Raw genomic sequence first — 19564 nt, forward strand, 5'->3', positions numbered from 1 at the left:
GTTGACGGCACTAACACTGATGTGTTAAGATAATTAAGTCGCTTCAAGAGCGGCGGACAAAGTTCTTTGAAAACTAAACAAGACAAAACGTACCTGTTAATTCAAAGTTTTAAATAAATCGCACAGCGATGTGCGTAGTCAGTCAAACTACTTTATCGGAGAGTTTGATCCTGGCTCAGGACGAACGCTGGCGGCGTGCCTAATACATGCAAGTCGAGCGGACAGATGGGAGCTTGCTCCCTGATGTTAGCGGCGGACGGGTGAGTAACACGTGGGTAACCTGCCTGTAAGACTGGGATAACTCCGGGAAACCGGGGCTAATACCGGATGGTTGTTTGAACCGCATGGTTCAGACATAAAAGGTGGCTTTGGCTACCACTTATAGATGGACCCGCGGCGCATTAGCTAGTTGGTGAGGTAACGGCTCACCAAGGCAACGATGCGTAGCCGACCTGAGAGGGTGATCGGCCACACTGGGACTGAGACACGGCCCAGACTCCTACGGGAGGCAGCAGTAGGGAATCTTCCGCAATGGACGAAAGTCTGACGGAGCAACGCCGCGTGAGTGATGAAGGTTTTCGGATCGTAAAGCTCTGTTGTTAGGGAAGAACAAGTGCCGTTCAAATAGGGCGGCACCTTGACGGTACCTAACCAGAAAGCCACGGCTAACTACGTGCCAGCAGCCGCGGTAATACGTAGGTGGCAAGCGTTGTCCGGAATTATTGGGCGTAAAGGGCTCGCAGGCGGTTTCTTAAGTCTGATGTGAAAGCCCCCGGCTCAACCGGGGAGGGTCATTGGAAACTGGGGAACTTGAGTGCAGAAGAGGAGAGTGGAATTCCACGTGTAGCGGTGAAATGCGTAGAGATGTGGAGGAACACCAGTGGCGAAGGCGACTCTCTGGTCTGTAACTGACGCTGAGGAGCGAAAGCGTGGGGAGCGAACAGGATTAGATACCCTGGTAGTCCACGCCGTAAACGATGAGTGCTAAGTGTTAGGGGGTTTCCGCCCCTTAGTGCTGCAGCTAACGCATTAAGCACTCCGCCTGGGGAGTACGGTCGCAAGACTGAAACTCAAAGGAATTGACGGGGGCCCGCACAAGCGGTGGAGCATGTGGTTTAATTCGAAGCAACGCGAAGAACCTTACCAGGTCTTGACATCCTCTGACAATCCTAGAGATAGGACGTCCCCTTCGGGGGCAGAGTGACAGGTGGTGCATGGTTGTCGTCAGCTCGTGTCGTGAGATGTTGGGTTAAGTCCCGCAACGAGCGCAACCCTTGATCTTAGTTGCCAGCATTCAGTTGGGCACTCTAAGGTGACTGCCGGTGACAAACCGGAGGAAGGTGGGGATGACGTCAAATCATCATGCCCCTTATGACCTGGGCTACACACGTGCTACAATGGACAGAACAAAGGGCAGCGAAACCGCGAGGTTAAGCCAATCCCACAAATCTGTTCTCAGTTCGGATCGCAGTCTGCAACTCGACTGCGTGAAGCTGGAATCGCTAGTAATCGCGGATCAGCATGCCGCGGTGAATACGTTCCCGGGCCTTGTACACACCGCCCGTCACACCACGAGAGTTTGTAACACCCGAAGTCGGTGAGGTAACCTTTTAGGAGCCAGCCGCCGAAGGTGGGACAGATGATTGGGGTGAAGTCGTAACAAGGTAGCCGTATCGGAAGGTGCGGCTGGATCACCTCCTTTCTAAGGATTTTAACGGAATATAAGACCTTGGGTCTTATAAACAGAACGTTCCCTGTCTTGTTTAGTTTTGAAGGATCATTCGATTCTTCGAGATGTTGTTCTTTGAAAACTAGATAACAGAAGTAATTCACATTCAATTAGTAATGCAAGATATCACGTAGTGATTCTTTTTAACGGTTAAGTTAGAAAGGGCGCACGGTGGATGCCTTGGCACTAGGAGCCGATGAAGGACGGGACGAACACCGATATGCTTCGGGGAGCTGTAAGCAAGCTTTGATCCGGAGATTTCCGAATGGGGAAACCCACCACTCGTAATGGAGTGGTATCCATATCTGAATACATAGGATATGAGAAGGCAGACCCGGGGAACTGAAACATCTAAGTACCCGGAGGAAGAGAAAGCAAATGCGATTCCCTGAGTAGCGGCGAGCGAAACGGGACCAGCCCAAACCAAGAGGCTTGCCTCTTGGGGTTGTAGGACACTCTGTACGGAGTTACAAAGGAACGAGGTAGATGAAGAGGTCTGGAAAGGCCCGCCATAGAAGGTAACAGCCCTGTAGTCAAAACTTCGTTCTCTCCTGAGTGGATCCTGAGTACGGCGGAACACGTGAAATTCCGTCGGAATCCGGGAGGACCATCTCCCAAGGCTAAATACTCCCTAGTGACCGATAGTGAACCAGTACCGTGAGGGAAAGGTGAAAAGCACCCCGGAAGGGGAGTGAAAGAGATCCTGAAACCGTGTGCCTACAAGTAGTCAGAGCCCGTTAACGGGTGATGGCGTGCCTTTTGTAGAATGAACCGGCGAGTTACGATCCCGTGCAAGGTTAAGCAGAAGATGCGGAGCCGCAGCGAAAGCGAGTCTGAATAGGGCGAATTGAGTACGTGGTCGTAGACCCGAAACCAGGTGATCTACCCATGTCCAGGGTGAAGTTCAGGTAACACTGAATGGAGGCCCGAACCCACGCACGTTGAAAAGTGCGGGGATGAGGTGTGGGTAGGGGTGAAATGCCAATCGAACCTGGAGATAGCTGGTTCTCTCCGAAATAGCTTTAGGGCTAGCCTCAAGGTAAGAGTCTCGGAGGTAGAGCACTGATTGGACTAGGGGCCCCTACCGGGTTACCGAATTCAGTCAAACTCCGAATGCCGATGACTTATCCTTGGGAGTCAGACTGCGAGTGATAAGATCCGTAGTCGAAAGGGAAACAGCCCAGACCGCCAGCTAAGGTCCCAAAGTATACGTTAAGTGGAAAAGGATGTGGAGTTGCTTAGACAACCAGGATGTTGGCTTAGAAGCAGCCACCATTTAAAGAGTGCGTAATAGCTCACTGGTCGAGTGACTCTGCGCCGAAAATGTACCGGGGCTAAACGTATCACCGAAGCTGCGGACTGTTCTTCGAACAGTGGTAGGAGAGCGTTCTAAGGGCTGTGAAGCAAGACCGGAAGGACTTGTGGAGCGCTTAGAAGTGAGAATGCCGGTATGAGTAGCGAAAGAGGGGTGAGAATCCCCTCCACCGAATGCCTAAGGTTTCCTGAGGAAGGCTCGTCCGCTCAGGGTTAGTCGGGACCTAAGCCGAGGCCGAAAGGCGTAGGCGATGGATAACAGGTTGATATTCCTGTACCACCTCCTCACCATTTGAGCAATGGGGGGACGCAGGAGGATAGGGTAAGCGCGGTATTGGATATCCGCGTCCAAGCAGTTAGGCTGGGAAATAGGCAAATCCGTTTCCCGTGAAGGCTGAGCTGTGATGGCGAGCGAATTATAGTAGCGAAGTTCCTGATTCCACACTGCCAAGAAAAGCCTCTAGCGAGGTGAGAGGTGCCCGTACCGCAAACCGACACAGGTAGGCGAGGAGAGAATCCTAAGGTGATCGAGAGAACTCTCGTTAAGGAACTCGGCAAAATGACCCCGTAACTTCGGGAGAAGGGGTGCTCTGTTAGGGTGCAAGCCCGAGAGAGCCGCAGTGAATAGGCCCAGGCGACTGTTTAGCAAAAACACAGGTCTCTGCGAAGCCGTAAGGCGAAGTATAGGGGCTGACGCCTGCCCGGTGCTGGAAGGTTAAGAGGAGCGCTTAGCGTAAGCGAAGGTGCGAATTGAAGCCCCAGTAAACGGCGGCCGTAACTATAACGGTCCTAAGGTAGCGAAATTCCTTGTCGGGTAAGTTCCGACCCGCACGAAAGGCGCAACGATCTGGGCACTGTCTCAACGAGAGACTCGGTGAAATTATAGTACCTGTGAAGATGCAGGTTACCCGCGACAGGACGGAAAGACCCCGTGGAGCTTTACTGCAGCCTGATATTGAATGTTGGTACAGCTTGTACAGGATAGGTAGGAGCCTTGGAAACCGGAGCGCCAGCTTCGGTGGAGGCATCGGTGGGATACTACCCTGGCTGTATTGACCTTCTAACCCGCCGCCCTTATCGGGCGGGGAGACAGTGTCAGGTGGGCAGTTTGACTGGGGCGGTCGCCTCCTAAAAGGTAACGGAGGCGCCCAAAGGTTCCCTCAGAATGGTTGGAAATCATTCGCAGAGTGTAAAGGCACAAGGGAGCTTGACTGCGAGACCTACAAGTCGAGCAGGGACGAAAGTCGGGCTTAGTGATCCGGTGGTTCCGCATGGAAGGGCCATCGCTCAACGGATAAAAGCTACCCCGGGGATAACAGGCTTATCTCCCCCAAGAGTCCACATCGACGGGGAGGTTTGGCACCTCGATGTCGGCTCATCGCATCCTGGGGCTGTAGTCGGTCCCAAGGGTTGGGCTGTTCGCCCATTAAAGCGGTACGCGAGCTGGGTTCAGAACGTCGTGAGACAGTTCGGTCCCTATCCGTCGCGGGCGCAGGAAATTTGAGAGGAGCTGTCCTTAGTACGAGAGGACCGGGATGGACGCACCGCTGGTGTACCAGTTGTTCTGCCAAGGGCATCGCTGGGTAGCTATGTGCGGACGGGATAAGTGCTGAAAGCATCTAAGCATGAAGCCCCCCTCAAGATGAGATTTCCCATTCCGCAAGGAAGTAAGATCCCTGAAAGATGATCAGGTTGATAGGTCTGAGGTGGAAGTGTGGCGACACATGGAGCTGACAGATACTAATCGATCGAGGACTTAACCAATTTGAATGTATGCTTACTGTTATCTAGTTTTGAGAGAACACTCTCAATGGTTTGGTGGCGATAGCGAAGAGGTCACACCCGTTCCCATGCCGAACACGGAAGTTAAGCTCTTCAGCGCCGATGGTAGTCGGGGGTTTCCCCCTGTGAGAGTAGGACGCCGCCAAGCTATATTATGGTAAAGGCAGCTCATTATGAGTTGCCTTTTTTGTTTTTGAATAAAAACAAAACAAACACCGAAATACGGAAACGCCCATATACTAATTGCAAACTTCAAAAAGGTCCAAATTGTGTATACAATCAACAGCTTAAGGGAAGGCTATTCATACGGAGGTGGGCAAAATGAATGAAACGTCCAGCCATGAAGAAACATGTATTGTGTGTGAAACCAAAAAAAGCAGGGGAATCCATATTTATACGAAATTTATATGTTTAGAGTGTGAGAAGAAAGTAGTTTCCACTCCGACCTCTGATCCAAATTATGAATTTTTCGTTCGTAAACTGAAAAGCCTTCATACACCGACGTTATATTCTTAACCCTGAAAAGGGTCTTTTTTTTGCCTGAAATCAGAGGAGTTTTTACACTTTTTATAAAAGAACTGATACGATAAGAAGAGGAACTTGTTTAGACATGGAATGTAATAGATAATACTGATAAAAGTGAATAAATAGGAGTCGATCAAGTATGAAACCGTTTATTCAATATATGAAATGGACGCTTTGCGGCAGCACAGTTTTTGTATTAGCAGGGATAACCTTCTTTACGATAGGGCATCAGCCTTTTCTGTATTCGCTTTTATACGGGGCAGCCGGCGGAGCCGCTGTCAGTGCGGCCGGCCTGTGGAATGCGAAGCGTCTCTTTTTGAAAAAACACCGGCTGACAAGAAAAGAATATGTTTATATCAAGGAAAATCTTGAGGAAGCAAGGGGTAAAATCATCCGATTACGCAGGGCGCTTTTTCGCTCTAAAAGTATACAAATGCTGAAGCAGAATGCAGAGATACTGCGTATAACCCGACGAATATATCTGCTCACAAAGCAAGAGCCGAAGCGTTTTTATCAGGCAGAGCGTTTCTATTATCAAACGCTTGATTCTGTTGTGGAACTGACGGAAAAGTATGCTCTGCTCTCCTCACAGCCGCGAAAAAATAAAGATTTATCAATGTCCTTGAGTGAGACGAGGATGACTCTAGCAGAGCTTTCCAGAAGGCTGGAAGAAGATCTTCATGAACTGATGAAGGAGGACATCGACGACCTGCACTTTGAATTAGATGTGGCAAAGCATTCACTGAGAAAATAAGAAAGGAAGAAGGAAATGGCCAAAGACCGTTCCGACGACAGCATGGGCGCCCAAAATGACCAGACCCCTCTAAAGCTTGCAGATACGCTGCCGGAAGAAAAAAGAGAAGCGGCACTTCGGCTCGCTGAAAAACTGGACCCTGAGAACATGCAAAGCATTGTTCTGTTTGGTTCACAGGCGCAGGCGAATCTTCTGGAATTTTCCCACACGATGATAGAGCACGTGCAAAGAAAAGATGCAGGAGAGATGGGACAGATACTGGCTGATTTGATGCTGAAGCTTGACCAGGTCAACCCTGATGATCTGCAGATGAAGAACAAAGGGTTTATCGCCCGGCTGTTTAAAAGGATGTCCGGTTCTGTACAGGAAGTGCTTTCGAAATATCAAAAGACAAGTGTGCAGATTGACCGTATCAGCAGAAGGCTGGAACATTCTAAAAATGTGCTGTTGAGTGACAATAAATTGTTAGATCAGCTGTACGCCCAAAATAAACAATACTTTTCTGATTTAACTATGTATATAGCAGCGGGGGAATTAAAAATAGATGAGCTGAAAACAAAGCTGATACCCGAAGCGGCAAGAAAAGCCGAATTACAAGAACACAATCAAATGGCCGCGCAGGAAGTGAATGATCTTCGCCAGTTTGCTGACCGTCTGGATAAGAGGGTGCATGATCTGCTGCTGAGCAGGCAGATTACGCTTCAGAGTGCGCCGCAAATCCGCCTGATTCAAAACACGAATCAGGCACTGGCAGAGAAAATTCAGTCCTCCATTGTTACAGCTATTCCTTTATGGAAGAATCAAGTCGCCATCGCGCTGACGCTTATGAGGCAGCGGAGTGCGGCAGATGTGCAGCAGAAGGCGGCGGATACGACAAATCAATTGCTGCTGAAAAACGCCGAACTTCTGAAAACAAGTACAGTCGAGACCGCCAAAGCCAATGAGCGCGGACTTGTTGAGGCAGAAACCCTCAAAAAAGTGCAGGAAAGCTTAGTCAGCACACTTGAAGAAATCATGTCTATTCAAGAAGAAGGCAGGATGAAACGCAGGCGTGCCGAGGAGGAGCTTGTTATCATGGAAGGCGATTTAAAAAAGAAGCTGCTTGATATGAGGTCCGGCCGGGATAACGGCTAGATGGCAAAAGTCTTAGCTTTAAGTTGGCTCGCAGTCACGATATAATAAGAAAGACAGGCAAAGGATTTGTTTAAAAATGGACACACCTTTATATACAGCGCTGATGAAGCATGCGCACCGAAATACGTATTCTTTTCATGTTCCGGGACATCACAATGGAGATGTCTTTTTTGATGAAGCCAAATCTGTATATCAATCTCTTTTATCTATTGATATGACTGAGATCACGGGTCTTGATGACTTGCATCACCCGACGGGGGTCATTAAGGAAGCGCAGGAATTGGTGAGCAGATTTTGCGGCTCTCAGGAAAGTTTCTTTCTCGTCAATGGAACGACCGCCGGCAATCTGGCGATGATTTTAGCTGTTTGTGAACCGGGGGAACCCATTCTGATCCAGCGTAATTGTCACAAGTCTGTTTTCCATGCGGCGGCATTGGCCGGAGCCAAGCCGGTTTATTTGTCGCCGGAAATCGATGAAAACATGCATGTGCCGGCACATGTATCCCTTTCAGTTATCGAAAAAGCGCTGGCATCATATCCGAACGCGAAAGGACTTGTTCTGACCAATCCGACTTACTACGGGCATGCTGCCGATTTGACTGCGGCAGTTAAAAAAGCCCATTCATACGGCGTTCCTGTACTGGTGGATGAGGCTCATGGGGCTCACTTTGTGTTAGGCCAGCCTTTCCCGCCTTCATCATTGGCTATGGGGGCGGACGCCGTTGTTCAATCGGCTCATAAAACGCTTCCGGCTATGACAATGGGGTCTTACTTTCATTTGAACAGCACCAGAATTGACAGAGATCGATTAACTTATTATATAAGCAGTTTGCAAAGCAGCAGCCCGTCATACCCGATTATGGCATCTTTAGATACGGCGCGCGCTTATGTGCAGGATATTGCTGAAAAAGGGACACTTCCCGTTCATATGGAGCACATTGAGAAAATCAAACGAAGATTCGCATCAATTTCTTCTATTGAAATAATCGAGCCTTCCGGATATGGACTGCGGGCGGACCCGTTAAAATTAATTCTTCGGTCAAAGCTCGGACATTCCGGCTATTCATTACAACGCATTTTGGAGAGTGAAGGCATTGTTGCCGAGCTGGCTGATGAGTACCAAGTATTGCTCGTGCTGCCGATAGGCGGCCGGCGGATGATAGAACAGGCAGCCGTAAGAAACATACAGCAGAAACTGGAGAATACACCGCCCGATAAATTGCCGGATGCCGTGAGATGGACATTTCCGTCCATATCGACACTTGAATACCCGCAAAATGAGATGCGGAAGTTTAAAAAAGAGCTTACAGATATAAATAAGGCTGCCGGGCGCTTGCATGCGGGGAACATTATTCCTTATCCGCCGGGAATTCCGCTGATCATGGACGGAGAACGGATAACAGAAGAGATCGTACAAAAGCTTTCCCGTTTAATCGGCATGGACACGCATATTCAAGGCTTGTTAAACGGGGAACAATTACTTGTCTATATAGAAGAGGAGAAATCATGAGCGGTTTATTTATAACATTTGAAGGTCCTGAAGGTGCAGGGAAAACGACTGTGCTTCAGGAAATGAAAGAGATTCTGTCGGCAGAGGGGCTCCCGGTGACAGCGACAAGAGAACCGGGCGGCATCGACATTGCGGAACAGATCAGAGAAGTGATCTTAAATAAAAACAATACACTGATGGATGCAAAAACGGAGGCGCTGCTTTACGCTGCGGCGAGAAGACAGCATTTAGCCGAAAAGGTGCAGCCTGCATTGAAAGAAGGCCGCATTGTGCTGTGCGATCGTTTCATCGACAGTTCGCTGGCTTATCAAGGCTATGCGAGAGGGCTCGGCATTGATGAAGTCCTTTCTATTAATCAGTTTGCAATCGGCGATACGATGCCTGATGTCACCATCTATTTTTCTATTGAGCCGGAAGAAGGGTTGAAACGGATTACGTCGAATGATTCAAGAGAGAAGAATCGTCTCGATCTTGAGGCCCTGCACTTTCACACAAAAGTACGGGAAGGATACCAAAAGGTCATGCAGCGTTTTCCGGAAAGATTTCATACAATCGACGCTTCGAAAAAGAAGGAACTCGTCATTCAGGACGCACTTCAAGTGATAAATGAAGCATTGAAAAAAATTCAGTTGTGACCTGTTTCTCATAAGTTGCTATAATGAATGTAACGACAATGTTCTTTCCAACCTAAAGGGGGCCTAGAGAATGAAACTAATAGTGGCAGTGGTGCAGGATCAGGACAGCAACAGGCTTTTGAAAGTATTAACCGACCACAACTTCCGGGTGACGAAGCTTGCGACAACAGGCGGATTCCTTAAATCAGGCAATACGACGTTTATGATCGGGGTGGAAGATATCCGTGTCGATAAAGCGCTCAGCCTTATTAAAGAGAATGGCTGTAAACGTGATCAGATGATTGCCCCGGTATCCCCGATGGGCGGGAATGCGGATTCCTACGTTCCATATCCCGTCGAAGTGGAAGTCGGCGGAGCGACGGTCTTTGTCCTCCCGGTCGATGAATTTCATCAATTTTAAGGATTTGACGACGTGAAAATAAATTCTGACTTACGTACATTTATTGAGAAAAAGCAGCAGCCTGCTTATAAAGCGGCAGAGCTTTCCGGAACATTTAAAAGTTCAATGGACAGCCAAAGCAGCAAGCTGAAATTTGATCAGCTGAGCAGGTTCTTAACGGATATAGAAACGTTCGGGAAAAGGCTGACGAAGTCGAGAAACTTCAAAGACTTAGCGAAATTCAAAGGATTGGTAAAACGTTTTGTAAAAGAGGCCGTAGACAGCGGATTATCGCATGAGACGGAGAAAAGCTTTGACCTGTACGGCAGCAGCCGGACTCTGGGGCTTGTGAAAGAAATAGATGAAAAACTGCTTCAGCTGACAGAAGAAATGTTAGATCAGGAAAAACCGGCAATTGATTTGCTGGATCGAATCGGAGAAATAAAAGGTTTATTGATTAACCTTTACACATAGAGAGTGATACAATGGCAATATCATGGAAGGAAATGACCGGGCAGCAGCCCAGAGTAATGCGGCTTTTGCATAACAGTATTGAAAAGAAAAGGCTTTCTCACGCCTATCTGTTTGAAGGCAAAAAAGGTACGGGCAAATTGGATGCCGCACTGCTTCTCGCAAAAAGCTTTTTTTGCCTTGAAGGCGGGACTGAGCCTTGCGGGAAATGCCGGAACTGTAAGCGTATTGAATCCGGAAACCATCCCGACCTGCATGTGGTTCAGCCCGACGGATTATCCATTAAAAAGGCTCAGATCCAATCGCTTCAGGAAGAGTTTTCTAAAACAGGACTGGAATCGCATAAAAAGCTGTACATTATATCCCATGCGGATCAAATGACGACAAATGCGGCAAACAGTCTGCTGAAATTTTTAGAGGAGCCGAGTCAAGACACCATCGCAATTCTGATTACTGAGCAGCTCCACCGAATACTGGATACCATCGTTTCGAGATGTCAGGTTCTTCCGTTCCAGCCGCTTCAGCCGAAAGCCATAGAAGAAAGGCTGATTGAACAGGAAGTGAGCCTTCACATGGCCCGGCTCTTAGCAAATATGACAAATAATATTGCGGAAGCAGTCGAATTAAGTCGAAATGATGAGTTTGCAGAGTCCAGAGCGAAAGTGATAAAATTGTATGAAGTCTTACATCAGCGGAAAGGACATGCCTTTTTCTTCATTCAGGATCAGTGGGTGCCCTTTTTCAAAGAAAAAACCCATCAAGAAATGGGTCTTGATATGCTCTTATTGATATACCGTGATGTATTATCCATCCAAATTGGAAATGAAGATAAACTGATTTATCAAGACTTATTCCAATCAATAAAACAGCATGCGCTGCAATTTACACAACAAAGCGTTACGAACCAAATTCTCGCTGTTTTAGAAGCAAAAAAACGGCTTCATTCCAATGTGAATGTGCAGGGATTAATGGAGCACTTGGTGTTAACGTTGCAGGAGGGATAAGCTTGTACAACGTAATAGGCGTCCGCTTTAAAAAAGCGGGAAAAATTTATTATTTTGATCCGAACGGATTTGATATAGAACAAGACAGCTGCGTCATTGTTGAAACCGTAAGAGGTGTCGAATACGGGCAGGTTGTCATCGCAAATAAACAAGTGGACGAGCATGATGTTGTGCTTCCGCTTCGAAAGGTCATACGCGTTGCTGATGAACGCGATCTTCTCATTGTAGAAGAAAACAAACAGGAGGCCCTGTCCGCTTTTGAAGTCTGTCAGAAAAAAGTGGCTGACCACGGCTTAGATATGAAGCTGGTTGATGTTGAGTTTACATTTGACCGCAATAAAGTCATTTTTTACTTTACAGCAGACGGACGGGTTGATTTCAGGGAATTGGTCAAAGACTTGGCTTCTATCTTTAAAACGAGAATCGAATTGCGCCAAATCGGGGTGAGGGACGAGGCGAAAATGCTCGGCGGTATCGGACCATGCGGGAGAATGCTTTGCTGCTCCACGTTCCTCGGTGATTTTGAACCGGTGTCCATCAAAATGGCGAAGGATCAAAATTTATCGTTGAACCCAACGAAGATTTCCGGTCTGTGCGGCCGTTTGATGTGCTGTTTGAAGTACGAAAATGATGAGTATGAGACGGCAAAAGAACAGCTGCCGGATTTAGGCGAAATGATTACGACGGCAAACGGCCCCGCAAAGGTTGTCGGTCTTAATATTCTGGAACGGGTGCTTCAGGTGGAACTGAAGAATCGTGAAAAAGTGATAGAATATACTTGGGAAGAGCTCTTGGAAGAGGGCGTCGTATCCGCACAAACCACAGATTAACGAGGTGTGGAACCTTGGATAAAAAAGAGTTATTTGATACTGTCATAAACCTGGAGGAACAAATCGGTTCGCTGTACCGTCAGCTGGGTGACTTAAAGCAGCATATCGGCGAAATGATTGAAGAGAATCATCATCTTCAGCTTGAAAATAAGCATTTGCGTAAGCGGCTTGATGACACGACAGAGCAAATTGAGAAATTCAAAGCCGATCAGAAAGAAACAAAAACACAGAAGGCAGAGCAGAGTGATATAGGAGAAGGGTACGACAATCTGGCCCGGCTGTATCAAGAAGGCTTTCATATTTGCAACGTCCATTATGGGAGCGTCCGCAAGGGAGATTGCCTTTTTTGTCTGTCCTTCTTAAATAAAAAATAAGGAAAAGGCTTCCGCTGATGTCGGAAGCCTTTTTCAAAGAGTGCCGAAAGGAATAAGATTATGGTTTCATTACGTGATGATGAAAGATTGGATTACTTATTAGCAGAGGATATGAAAATAGTACAGAGTCCGACGGTTTTCGCTTTTTCATTAGATGCCGTGCTGCTGTCTAAGTTTGCATACGTTCCGATTCAAAAGGGGAACATCGTTGATTTATGCACGGGGAACGGCATTGTGCCGCTTTTGCTCAGCACAAGGTCAAAAGCCGATATCACCGGGGTTGAAATTCAGGAACGCTTGTATGATATGGCGCTCCGAAGCGTGGAATACAACGGGCTGGGCGGTCAGATCAGTCTCATTCATGATGATCTGAAAAATATGCCGGAAAGACTCGGACATAATAAATATGATGTTGTCACCTGCAATCCGCCTTATTTTAAAACACCGAAAGAGGCGGAGCAGAACCTGAACGAGCATCTCAGAATCGCAAGGCACGAAATCCTTTGCACGCTTGAAGATGTGATTTCCGTCAGCAGCAAACTGCTGAAGCAAGGCGGAAAAGCGGCTCTCGTTCATCGGCCGGGGAGGCTTTTGGAAATCTTTGAATTAATGAAAGCGTACCGAATAGAACCGAAACGGGTTCAGTTTATTTATCCGAAACAAGGTAAAGAAGCGAATACCATTTTGGTTGAAGGAATTAAAGGCGGCCGCCCTGATCTCAAAATTCTTCCCCCGCTGTTCGTATACAATGAACAAAATGAATATACGAAAGAGATCCGCACGATTTTATATGGAGACAAATAGTCATTTCTTTTATGTGCTGCTGTGCAATGACAACAGTCTGTATGCCGGTTATACAAATGATCTGCAAAAACGGCTGAAAACCCACAATGAGGGAAAGGGCGCAAAGTACACAAGAGCGCGGAGGCCGGTTTTGTTATGCCATGCGGAATCATTTGAAACAAAACGGGAAGCGATGCAGGCGGAATACCGTTTTAAACAGCTGACCCGAAAGAAAAAAGAGCAATATATAGAAGAAAAACGACGCAGCAAGGAGGCTGTATATGCTAAGACGCCAGATGAGTTTTAACGGAAAATCTGAAATGGGAACTCTGTACCTTGTTCCTACACCGATCGGCAATTTGGAGGACATGACCTTCCGTGCAGTAGAGACGCTGAAATCGGCCGATGTCATAGCTGCCGAAGATACGAGACAGACGAAAAAGCTGTGCCATGTTTATGAGATAGAAACATCTCTCATCAGCTATCATGAACATAATAAAGAAAGCAGCGGCCATAAAATCATTGAATGGCTGAAAAGCGGAAAGAATGTGGCATTGGTCAGTGATGCCGGTATGCCGACAATTTCCGACCCGGGGGCTGAGATTGTGAGAGATTTCACCCAAATCGGCGGATATGTCGTTCCGCTTCCGGGTGCAAATGCGGCATTAACCGCGCTGACCGCATCAGGCATCACCCCGCAGCCGTTTTTCTTCTACGGATTTTTAAACAGACAGAAAAAAGAAAAGAAGAAAGAACTCGAACTCCTGAAAAAACGGCAGGAAACGATGATATTTTACGAAGCGCCGCACAGATTAAAAGAAACATTAACAGCAATGCATGACGTTTTGGGTAATCGAACCATCGCCGTCACGAGAGAATTAACGAAAAAGTATGAGGAATTCATCAGAGGAACCATCGCCGAGGTGATTGAATGGGCAAATGAAGATCAAATCCGCGGTGAGTTCTGTCTCGTTGTCGAAGGAAATCAAACCGCTGAACCAGATGAAGAGGAAAAGCCTTGGTGGACGGAGCTTTCTGAGAAAGAGCATGTGGAGCATTACATAAACGAAGGAGCATCTTCCAAACAGGCCATAAAACAAACAGCGCTAGATCGGGGCGTTCCGAAACGCGAGATTTATGACGCTTATCACATTCAATCATAAAAAAAACCGTTCTTGTATCGTAACAAGAACGGTTTTTGTATGAAATAGCTTATTTTTGGTTTTGAAGCTGGTTTTGAATTTCAGAGATGATTTGCTCAGCGCCTTCTTTGCTGAGTACCAATTTGCCGCCGGCAAGTTTAAGGTTATCATCAGAAACTTCACCAGTTACTTGGCAAGTCATGTTTGGTTTATATTTTTTAAGGATGATTTTTTCATCATCAACATAAATTTCAAGAGCGTCTTTTTCTGCGATGCCCAGTGTACGGCGAAGTTCGATAGGGATAACTACGCGTCCAAGTTCATCAACTTTACGTACGATACCAGTAGATTTCATTAACAGTCTCCTCCCGAGAGATAATTATTTTGTAGTTTATATTTTTCTTCGTCATTATTCGACAAAATTCCTTACATTCCTAGCATAACAAGGTTTCCAATAATCGTCAATCTTTTTGTTTACTATTGATTGTAAGAATTAGTTCTTATAGTAAGTAAAGCCTTGGAAATCCTGAAATAACAGGCTTTTTGACTGCTTTTTCGAACCTATTATCCTACTGAAAATCCTTTTAAATCAAGACTTTCGAACCAAGATGTTTTATATTAGTAGATTATATACGACAAATTTCGACATGTTAAGACTTTTTTTAATTTCAATAAAAATTTTTAATTTTATTTACTCTTTTACGCGCAGTACGTATATATCCTTGATCTTAAAGGCTAAGATGGTATCATAGATAGAGGACAAATATCAATATTGTATATCAAATAAAACCGCTCTCGTCCTTTGGGCGTGAGCTTTTCGACATTCTGAATGGGAGGTTGCAACATGCCGCAAGACAATAATACTTTTTATATTACAACCCCGATATATTATCCGAGCGGAAAATTACATATCGGCCATGCTTATACTACCGTGGCCGGCGATGCGATGGCGCGTTACAAAAGATTAAAAGGATTTGACGTACGCTACTTAACCGGAACGGATGAGCACGGACAGAAAATCCAGCAGAAAGCGGAGGAAGAGAATATCACGCCTCAAGCTTATGTGGATCGTGCAGTTGCTGAAATCCAAAAACTATGGAAGCAGCTCGACATTTCTCACGATGATTTCATCCGGACGACGGAAAGCCGGCACAAAGAAATTATCGAGAAAGTGTTTCAAAAACTTCTTGATAATGGTGACATTTACCTGGATGAGTATGAGGGCTGGTACAGCATCCCTGATGAAACATTCTATACGGAAACACAGCTGGTGGATGTGGAAAGAAATGAGAAGGGTGAGGTTGTCGGCGGAAAAAGCCCTGACAGCGGCCACCCGGTCGAATTAATCAAAGAGGAGTCATACTTCTTCCGCATGAGCAAATACGCAGACCGCCTGCTGAAGTTTTATGAGGAAAATCCTTCTTTCATCCAGCCTGAATCACGCAAAAATGAAATGATTAACAACTTCATTAAACCGGGGCTTGAAGATTTGGCCGTTTCCAGGACGACGTTCGACTGGGGCGTAAAAGTGCCGGGAAATCCGAAGCATGTCGTGTATGTATGGATTGACGCACTGTTCAACTATATTACAGCGCTCGGTTACGATACGGAAAATGATGAGCTTTACAAAAAGTACTGGCCGGCTGACGTCCATCTTGTCGGTAAAGAAATTGTCCGTTTTCATACCATTTACTGGCCGATTATGCTGATGGCGCTTGATCTCCCGCTGCCTAAGCAAGTATTCGCGCATGGCTGGTTATTGATGAAAGACGGAAAAATGTCGAAATCAAAAGGAAATGTCGTTGATCCGGTAACGTTAATTGAACGCTACGGCTTGGATGAACTTCGCTATTACCTGCTTCGCGAAGTACCGTTCGGTTCAGACGGTGTCTTTACGCCGGAAGGTTTCGTAGAACGGATTAATTATGACTTGGCGAACGACTTAGGAAACCTTCTGAATCGTACAGTCGCAATGATCCAAAAATATTTTGACGGCGAGATTGGTTCATATGAAGGAAATGTGACTGATTTTGATTCAGAGCTTTCTTCTGTAGCCGGTGAAACGGTTAAAGCTTATGAAAAGGCAATGGAAAAGATGGAGTTTTCAGTCGCCTTATCAACGCTATGGCAATTAATCAGCCGTACGAACAAATATATTGATGAAACTGCTCCGTGGGTGCTTGCTAAAGACCAGGAAAAAGAAAAAGAATTACGTTCTGTCATGTATCATTTAGCTGAATCTTTACGTATCTCAGCCGTATTGCTCCAGCCTTTCTTGACACAAACGCCTGAAAAAATGTTTGCCCAGCTCGGAGTTGAGGATCAGTCTCTTAAAGCATGGGAAAGCATTCAGACATTCGGCCAATTGAAGAACGCGAAAGTGAAAAAAGGGGAACCGCTTTTCCCTCGTCTTGAAGCTGAAGAAGAAGTAGCTTACATCAAGCAAAAAATGCAAGGAACTGCTCCTGCTAAAGAAGAAAAGGCGGAAGAGCCGCAAGAAGCAGAGCGTCTTCCTGAAATTACGTTTGATCAATTTATGGATACAGAACTTCGCGTCGCAGAGGTCTTGTCCGCAGAGCCGGTGAAAAAAGCAGATCGGCTGCTGAAATTGCAAATTGATCTGGGCTTTGAACTGCGCCAAGTTGTATCAGGTATCGCGAAGCATTACACACCGGATCAGCTTGTGGGAATGAAGATCATTTGTGTAACGAATCTAAAACCGGTAAAACTGAGAGGCGAGCTTTCTCAAGGAATGATACTGGCAGGAGAATCAGACGGCGTTCTCAAAGTAGTAGCTGTCGACCAGTCATTACCGAAAGGCACTCGAATTAAATAAATAGATGCAAAAGGTGTTTCACGTGTAACATTCCGTCGAACACCTTTTGTTTTTCAACAAGAAAGGAGTTTTTATGATGCTTTTTGATACACATGCGCACTTAAATGCCGAGCAATTTGACACAGACTTAGAGGAAGTCATTGCGCGTGCAAAGGCTGAAGAAGTTGAACGGATCGTCGTTGTCGGATTCGACAAACCCACTATCACGCGTGCGATGGAGCTGATTGAGGAATATGACTTTATATACGCTGCGATCGGCTGGCATCCGGTAGACGCAATTGACATGACAGAGGAAGATTTATCATGGATTAAGGAACTGTCCTCTCACGAAAAAGTCGTGGCAATCGGAGAGATGGGCCTTGATTACCACTGGGATAAATCACCAAAAGACGTTCAGAAAGAAGTATTCCGGAAACAAATCGCTCTCGCCAAAGAAGTGAACCTTCCAATTATCATTCATAATCGTGATGCAACGGAAGATGTTGTCACGATTTTGAAAGAAGAGGGGGCGGAAGAAGTCGGCGGTATTATGCACTGCTTTACGGGGAGCGCGGAGGTTGCGCGGCAGTGTATGGATATGAATTTTTATATTTCATTCGGCGGACCGGTTACCTTCAAAAATGCGAAGAAACCAAAAGAAGTAGCAAAGGAAATTCCGAATGACCGTTTGCTGATTGAAACGGACTGCCCTTTCCTGACACCGCATCCTTTCCGCGGCAAACGAAATGAGCCAAGCTACGTAAAATATGTTGCTGAACAGCTCGCCGAATTAAAAGGACTGACGTATGAGGAAATTGCCTCAATTACAACCGAAAACGCAAAAAGACTTTTCCGCATGAACTGACAGAATGCGCTGTCATAACGTGTAAAAGCTTGTCCGATTCAGTGGATATGTAAAACGGTTCTACAAGCTTCCTTCTCCTCATAAGATAGGTTGTCGATATGTCTCTCTTCCTTTTTTTGCTTTGTTTTTGCATAATGAGGGATACGCTGAAGGTTTTTCATCTTCGAGATGGGAGGGTTGACAGCATTTTAGATACTCTATATAATCTCTCCGAGGAGAAGGAGGCGTTTTTCATCACACAAAAAATGAAAAAACTGTTTTCCGTAAAGCTTGGTAAAAGCAAGGTTATTCTTATTGCAGCTATTATTCTGCTGGGCGGAACCGGGACTGCATACGGGGCACATGAGCTCTCAAAACAATCAGTTTCTGTTTCCATCAACGGCAAGAAAAAGCAAATACGCACTCATGCAAAAACGGTTGGGGAACTTCTGGAAGATTTACATATAGAGACGAGAAACGAAGACCGGATTACCCCGTCTAAGCAGACAGCATTGGCAGACAACATGAATGTCGTGTATGATGCTGCAAAGCAGATCCGTGTGACAAGAGGCGGAGAAGAAAAGACTTTATGGTCAACGGCAAAAACAGTCGGCGCATTTCTGAACGAACAGCATACACCTGTGAATCAGCACGATAAAATAGATCCAGCAGCAGATACGAAAGTGACAAACGGCATGAAAGTCACGGTCGACCCGGCTTTTCAGGTCACTGTAAATGATGCGGGAAAGAAAAAGAAAATATGGACGACTTCGACTACGGTCGCTGACTTTTTAACGCAGCATAAGATGGACATGAAAGACGAAGATAAAGTAAAACCGGCATTACACGAAAAGCTCACAAAAAATCAGGCCGGCATACAAATCACTCGTATCGAAAAAGTCACCGATGTAGTTGAGGAAAAAATAGCGTATCAAGTGAAAGAAAAAGAAGATGCGTCTCTCGACAGCGGGAAAGAAAAGATCGTTCAAAAAGGAAAAGAAGGCAAACTTAAAAAGCATTTTCATGTTGTCAAAGAAAATGGAAAAGAAGTTTCAAGAAAGCTAGTTAAAGAAGAAACATCTGAAAAAAGCAAAGATCAGATCATTGCGGTCGGCACAAAGCGGCACAGTCCCAAGATTGAGCAGCTCAGTGCACCTGTGAAGGCATCTTCGGGCGAAACCGGATCTTCCGGTAAAGTGATTACCGTGTCTTCCACGGCTTATACCGCAAGCTGCAGCGGCTGTTCCGGCCATACGGCTACAGGCGTTAACCTGACAAGCAATCCGAATGCCAAAGTCATTGCGGTAGACCCAAGCGTCATCCCGCTCGGCACAAGAGTCCACGTAGACGGATACGGGGAAGCCGTGGCCGCTGATACAGGTTCAGCCATTAAAGGAAGACGGATTGATGTCTTTTTCCCTGAAAAATCTTCAGCTTACCGCTGGGGAAAGAAACAGGTCAAAATAAAAATCTTAAATTAATTCCGATTCACTCAGAGGGTTTTGCGCCCTCTGTTTTTTTCGTTATAATAGGTAAAGT

General features: G+C 46.2%; 17 protein-coding genes and 3 rRNA genes. 19 read left to right on the forward strand and 1 reads right to left on the reverse strand.

All coding sequences use genetic code 11. The annotated features are described in order from the left end of the window. Positions 1-152 precede the first annotated feature (152 nt). The 16 genes from MY7_RS18055 to rsmI all read left to right on the forward strand — a co-directional run bounded on the left by MY7_RS18055 (position 153) and on the right by rsmI (position 14387). Positions 153-1702: ribosomal RNA gene (locus tag MY7_RS18055) — 16S ribosomal RNA — on the forward strand. A 175-nt stretch (positions 1703-1877) separates the two neighbouring features. Further along, positions 1878-4807: ribosomal RNA gene (locus MY7_RS18060) — 23S ribosomal RNA — on the forward strand. Positions 4808-4857: 50 nt separating this feature from the next. Then, positions 4858-4973, forward strand: a 5S ribosomal RNA gene (gene rrf / locus MY7_RS18065). Together the 16S, 23S and 5S rRNA genes form the textbook arrangement of a ribosomal RNA operon. Before the next feature lie 173 nt (positions 4974-5146). Continuing rightward, positions 5147-5341 carry a sigma factor G inhibitor Gin gene (locus MY7_RS18070; protein ID WP_007409914.1) on the forward strand — a complete coding sequence of 65 codons (195 nt, stop codon included), beginning with the start codon at positions 5147-5149 and terminating at the stop codon, positions 5339-5341. Between the two features lie 148 nt (positions 5342-5489). Next, positions 5490-6104 (forward strand): 5-bromo-4-chloroindolyl phosphate hydrolysis family protein, encoded by a 615-nt coding sequence (locus MY7_RS18075; RefSeq protein WP_007615149.1) that lies wholly within the window; start codon positions 5490-5492, stop codon positions 6102-6104. A gap of 15 nt (positions 6105-6119) precedes the next feature. Further along, on the forward strand, positions 6120-7238 hold the full coding sequence (locus tag MY7_RS18080; RefSeq protein WP_007615151.1) for a toxic anion resistance protein: 1119 nt from the start codon (positions 6120-6122) through the stop codon (positions 7236-7238). 76 nt (positions 7239-7314) lie between these two features. Further along, the gene (locus MY7_RS18085) at positions 7315-8748 is read left to right on the forward strand and encodes an aminotransferase class I/II-fold pyridoxal phosphate-dependent enzyme (protein ID WP_007615153.1); all 1434 of its coding nucleotides are present in this window, start codon (positions 7315-7317) and stop codon (positions 8746-8748) included. Beyond that, positions 8745-9383, forward strand: a complete 639-nt coding sequence (gene tmk / locus MY7_RS18090; protein ID WP_007615155.1) for a dTMP kinase — start codon at positions 8745-8747, stop codon at positions 9381-9383. Before MY7_RS18085 ends, tmk begins: the two co-directional genes overlap by 4 nt. 70 nt (positions 9384-9453) lie before the next feature. Next, positions 9454-9783 carry a cyclic di-AMP receptor DarA gene (gene darA / locus MY7_RS18095; RefSeq protein WP_004264734.1) on the forward strand — a complete coding sequence of 110 codons (330 nt, stop codon included), beginning with the start codon at positions 9454-9456 and terminating at the stop codon, positions 9781-9783. Between the two features lie 12 nt (positions 9784-9795). Then, positions 9796-10236 (forward strand): YaaR family protein, encoded by a 441-nt coding sequence (locus MY7_RS18100; protein WP_004264730.1) that lies wholly within the window; start codon positions 9796-9798, stop codon positions 10234-10236. Between the two features lie 11 nt (positions 10237-10247). After that, positions 10248-11237 carry a DNA polymerase III subunit delta' gene (gene holB / locus MY7_RS18105; RefSeq protein ID WP_007615157.1) on the forward strand — a complete coding sequence of 330 codons (990 nt, stop codon included), beginning with the start codon at positions 10248-10250 and terminating at the stop codon, positions 11235-11237. Between the two features lie 2 nt (positions 11238-11239). Further along, positions 11240-12067 carry a competence/sporulation regulator complex protein RicT gene (gene ricT, locus MY7_RS18110; RefSeq protein WP_004264723.1) on the forward strand — a complete coding sequence of 276 codons (828 nt, stop codon included), beginning with the start codon at positions 11240-11242 and terminating at the stop codon, positions 12065-12067. A 14-nt stretch (positions 12068-12081) separates the two neighbouring features. Continuing rightward, on the forward strand, positions 12082-12441 hold the full coding sequence (yabA, locus tag MY7_RS18115) for a replication initiation-control protein YabA (RefSeq protein WP_004264720.1): 360 nt from the start codon (positions 12082-12084) through the stop codon (positions 12439-12441). A 60-nt stretch (positions 12442-12501) separates the two neighbouring features. Further along, positions 12502-13245 (forward strand): tRNA1(Val) (adenine(37)-N6)-methyltransferase, encoded by a 744-nt coding sequence (locus MY7_RS18120; protein ID WP_004264717.1) that lies wholly within the window; start codon positions 12502-12504, stop codon positions 13243-13245. Next, positions 13232-13531 (forward strand): GIY-YIG nuclease family protein, encoded by a 300-nt coding sequence (locus MY7_RS18125; protein ID WP_007615158.1) that lies wholly within the window; start codon positions 13232-13234, stop codon positions 13529-13531. The genes MY7_RS18120 and MY7_RS18125 overlap by 14 nt, the downstream gene beginning before the upstream one ends. Further along, positions 13506-14387: a 16S rRNA (cytidine(1402)-2'-O)-methyltransferase gene (gene rsmI / locus MY7_RS18130; RefSeq protein WP_007615166.1), complete on the forward strand. Its 882-nt coding sequence runs from the start codon at positions 13506-13508 to the stop codon at positions 14385-14387. The genes MY7_RS18125 and rsmI overlap by 26 nt, the downstream gene beginning before the upstream one ends. 49 nt (positions 14388-14436) lie before the next feature. On the opposite strand, the gene abrB is transcribed toward rsmI, so the two are convergent. Further along, on the reverse strand, positions 14437-14727 hold the full coding sequence (gene abrB / locus MY7_RS18135; protein ID WP_169510469.1) for a transition state genes transcriptional regulator AbrB: 291 nt from the start codon (positions 14725-14727) through the stop codon (positions 14437-14439). Positions 14728-15210: 483 nt separating this feature from the next. Here abrB and metG point away from each other — a divergent pair, with 483 nt between their 5' ends. From metG to MY7_RS18150, 3 genes are all read left to right on the forward strand, one after another. Beyond that, positions 15211-17202 carry a methionine--tRNA ligase gene (gene metG, locus MY7_RS18140; protein WP_029326249.1) on the forward strand — a complete coding sequence of 664 codons (1992 nt, stop codon included), beginning with the start codon at positions 15211-15213 and terminating at the stop codon, positions 17200-17202. A 76-nt stretch (positions 17203-17278) separates the two neighbouring features. Next, complete coding sequence (locus MY7_RS18145) at positions 17279-18046, forward strand: TatD family hydrolase (RefSeq protein ID WP_029326250.1); 768 nt, start codon at positions 17279-17281, stop codon at positions 18044-18046. A 134-nt stretch (positions 18047-18180) separates the two neighbouring features. Beyond that, positions 18181-19506, forward strand: a complete 1326-nt coding sequence (locus MY7_RS18150) for a G5 and 3D domain-containing protein (RefSeq protein WP_139325691.1) — start codon at positions 18181-18183, stop codon at positions 19504-19506. Positions 19507-19564: the final 58 nt, after the last annotated feature.

This window comes from Bacillus sp. 5B6, from assembly GCF_000259405.1.
Taxonomy (GTDB): Bacteria; Bacillota; Bacilli; order Bacillales; family Bacillaceae; genus Bacillus; species Bacillus velezensis.

Coding starts and splice junctions, on each gene's coding strand:
- MY7_RS18070 (WP_007409914.1), top strand. CDS start 5,147: ATGAATGAAACGTCCAGCCATGAAGAAACATGTATTGTGTGTGAAACC.
- MY7_RS18075 (WP_007615149.1), top strand. CDS start 5,490: ATGAAACCGTTTATTCAATATATGAAATGGACGCTTTGCGGCAGCACA.
- MY7_RS18080 (WP_007615151.1), top strand. CDS start 6,120: ATGGCCAAAGACCGTTCCGACGACAGCATGGGCGCCCAAAATGACCAG.
- MY7_RS18085 (WP_007615153.1), top strand. CDS start 7,315: ATGGACACACCTTTATATACAGCGCTGATGAAGCATGCGCACCGAAAT.
- tmk (WP_007615155.1), top strand. CDS start 8,745: ATGAGCGGTTTATTTATAACATTTGAAGGTCCTGAAGGTGCAGGGAAA.
- darA (WP_004264734.1), top strand. CDS start 9,454: ATGAAACTAATAGTGGCAGTGGTGCAGGATCAGGACAGCAACAGGCTT.
- holB (WP_007615157.1), top strand. CDS start 10,248: ATGGCAATATCATGGAAGGAAATGACCGGGCAGCAGCCCAGAGTAATG.
- MY7_RS18120 (WP_004264717.1), top strand. CDS start 12,502: ATGGTTTCATTACGTGATGATGAAAGATTGGATTACTTATTAGCAGAG.
- MY7_RS18125 (WP_007615158.1), top strand. CDS start 13,232: ATGGAGACAAATAGTCATTTCTTTTATGTGCTGCTGTGCAATGACAAC.
- rsmI (WP_007615166.1), top strand. CDS start 13,506: ATGCTAAGACGCCAGATGAGTTTTAACGGAAAATCTGAAATGGGAACT.
- metG (WP_029326249.1), top strand. CDS start 15,211: ATGCCGCAAGACAATAATACTTTTTATATTACAACCCCGATATATTAT.
- MY7_RS18145 (WP_029326250.1), top strand. CDS start 17,279: ATGCTTTTTGATACACATGCGCACTTAAATGCCGAGCAATTTGACACA.
- MY7_RS18150 (WP_139325691.1), top strand. CDS start 18,181: ATGAGGGATACGCTGAAGGTTTTTCATCTTCGAGATGGGAGGGTTGAC.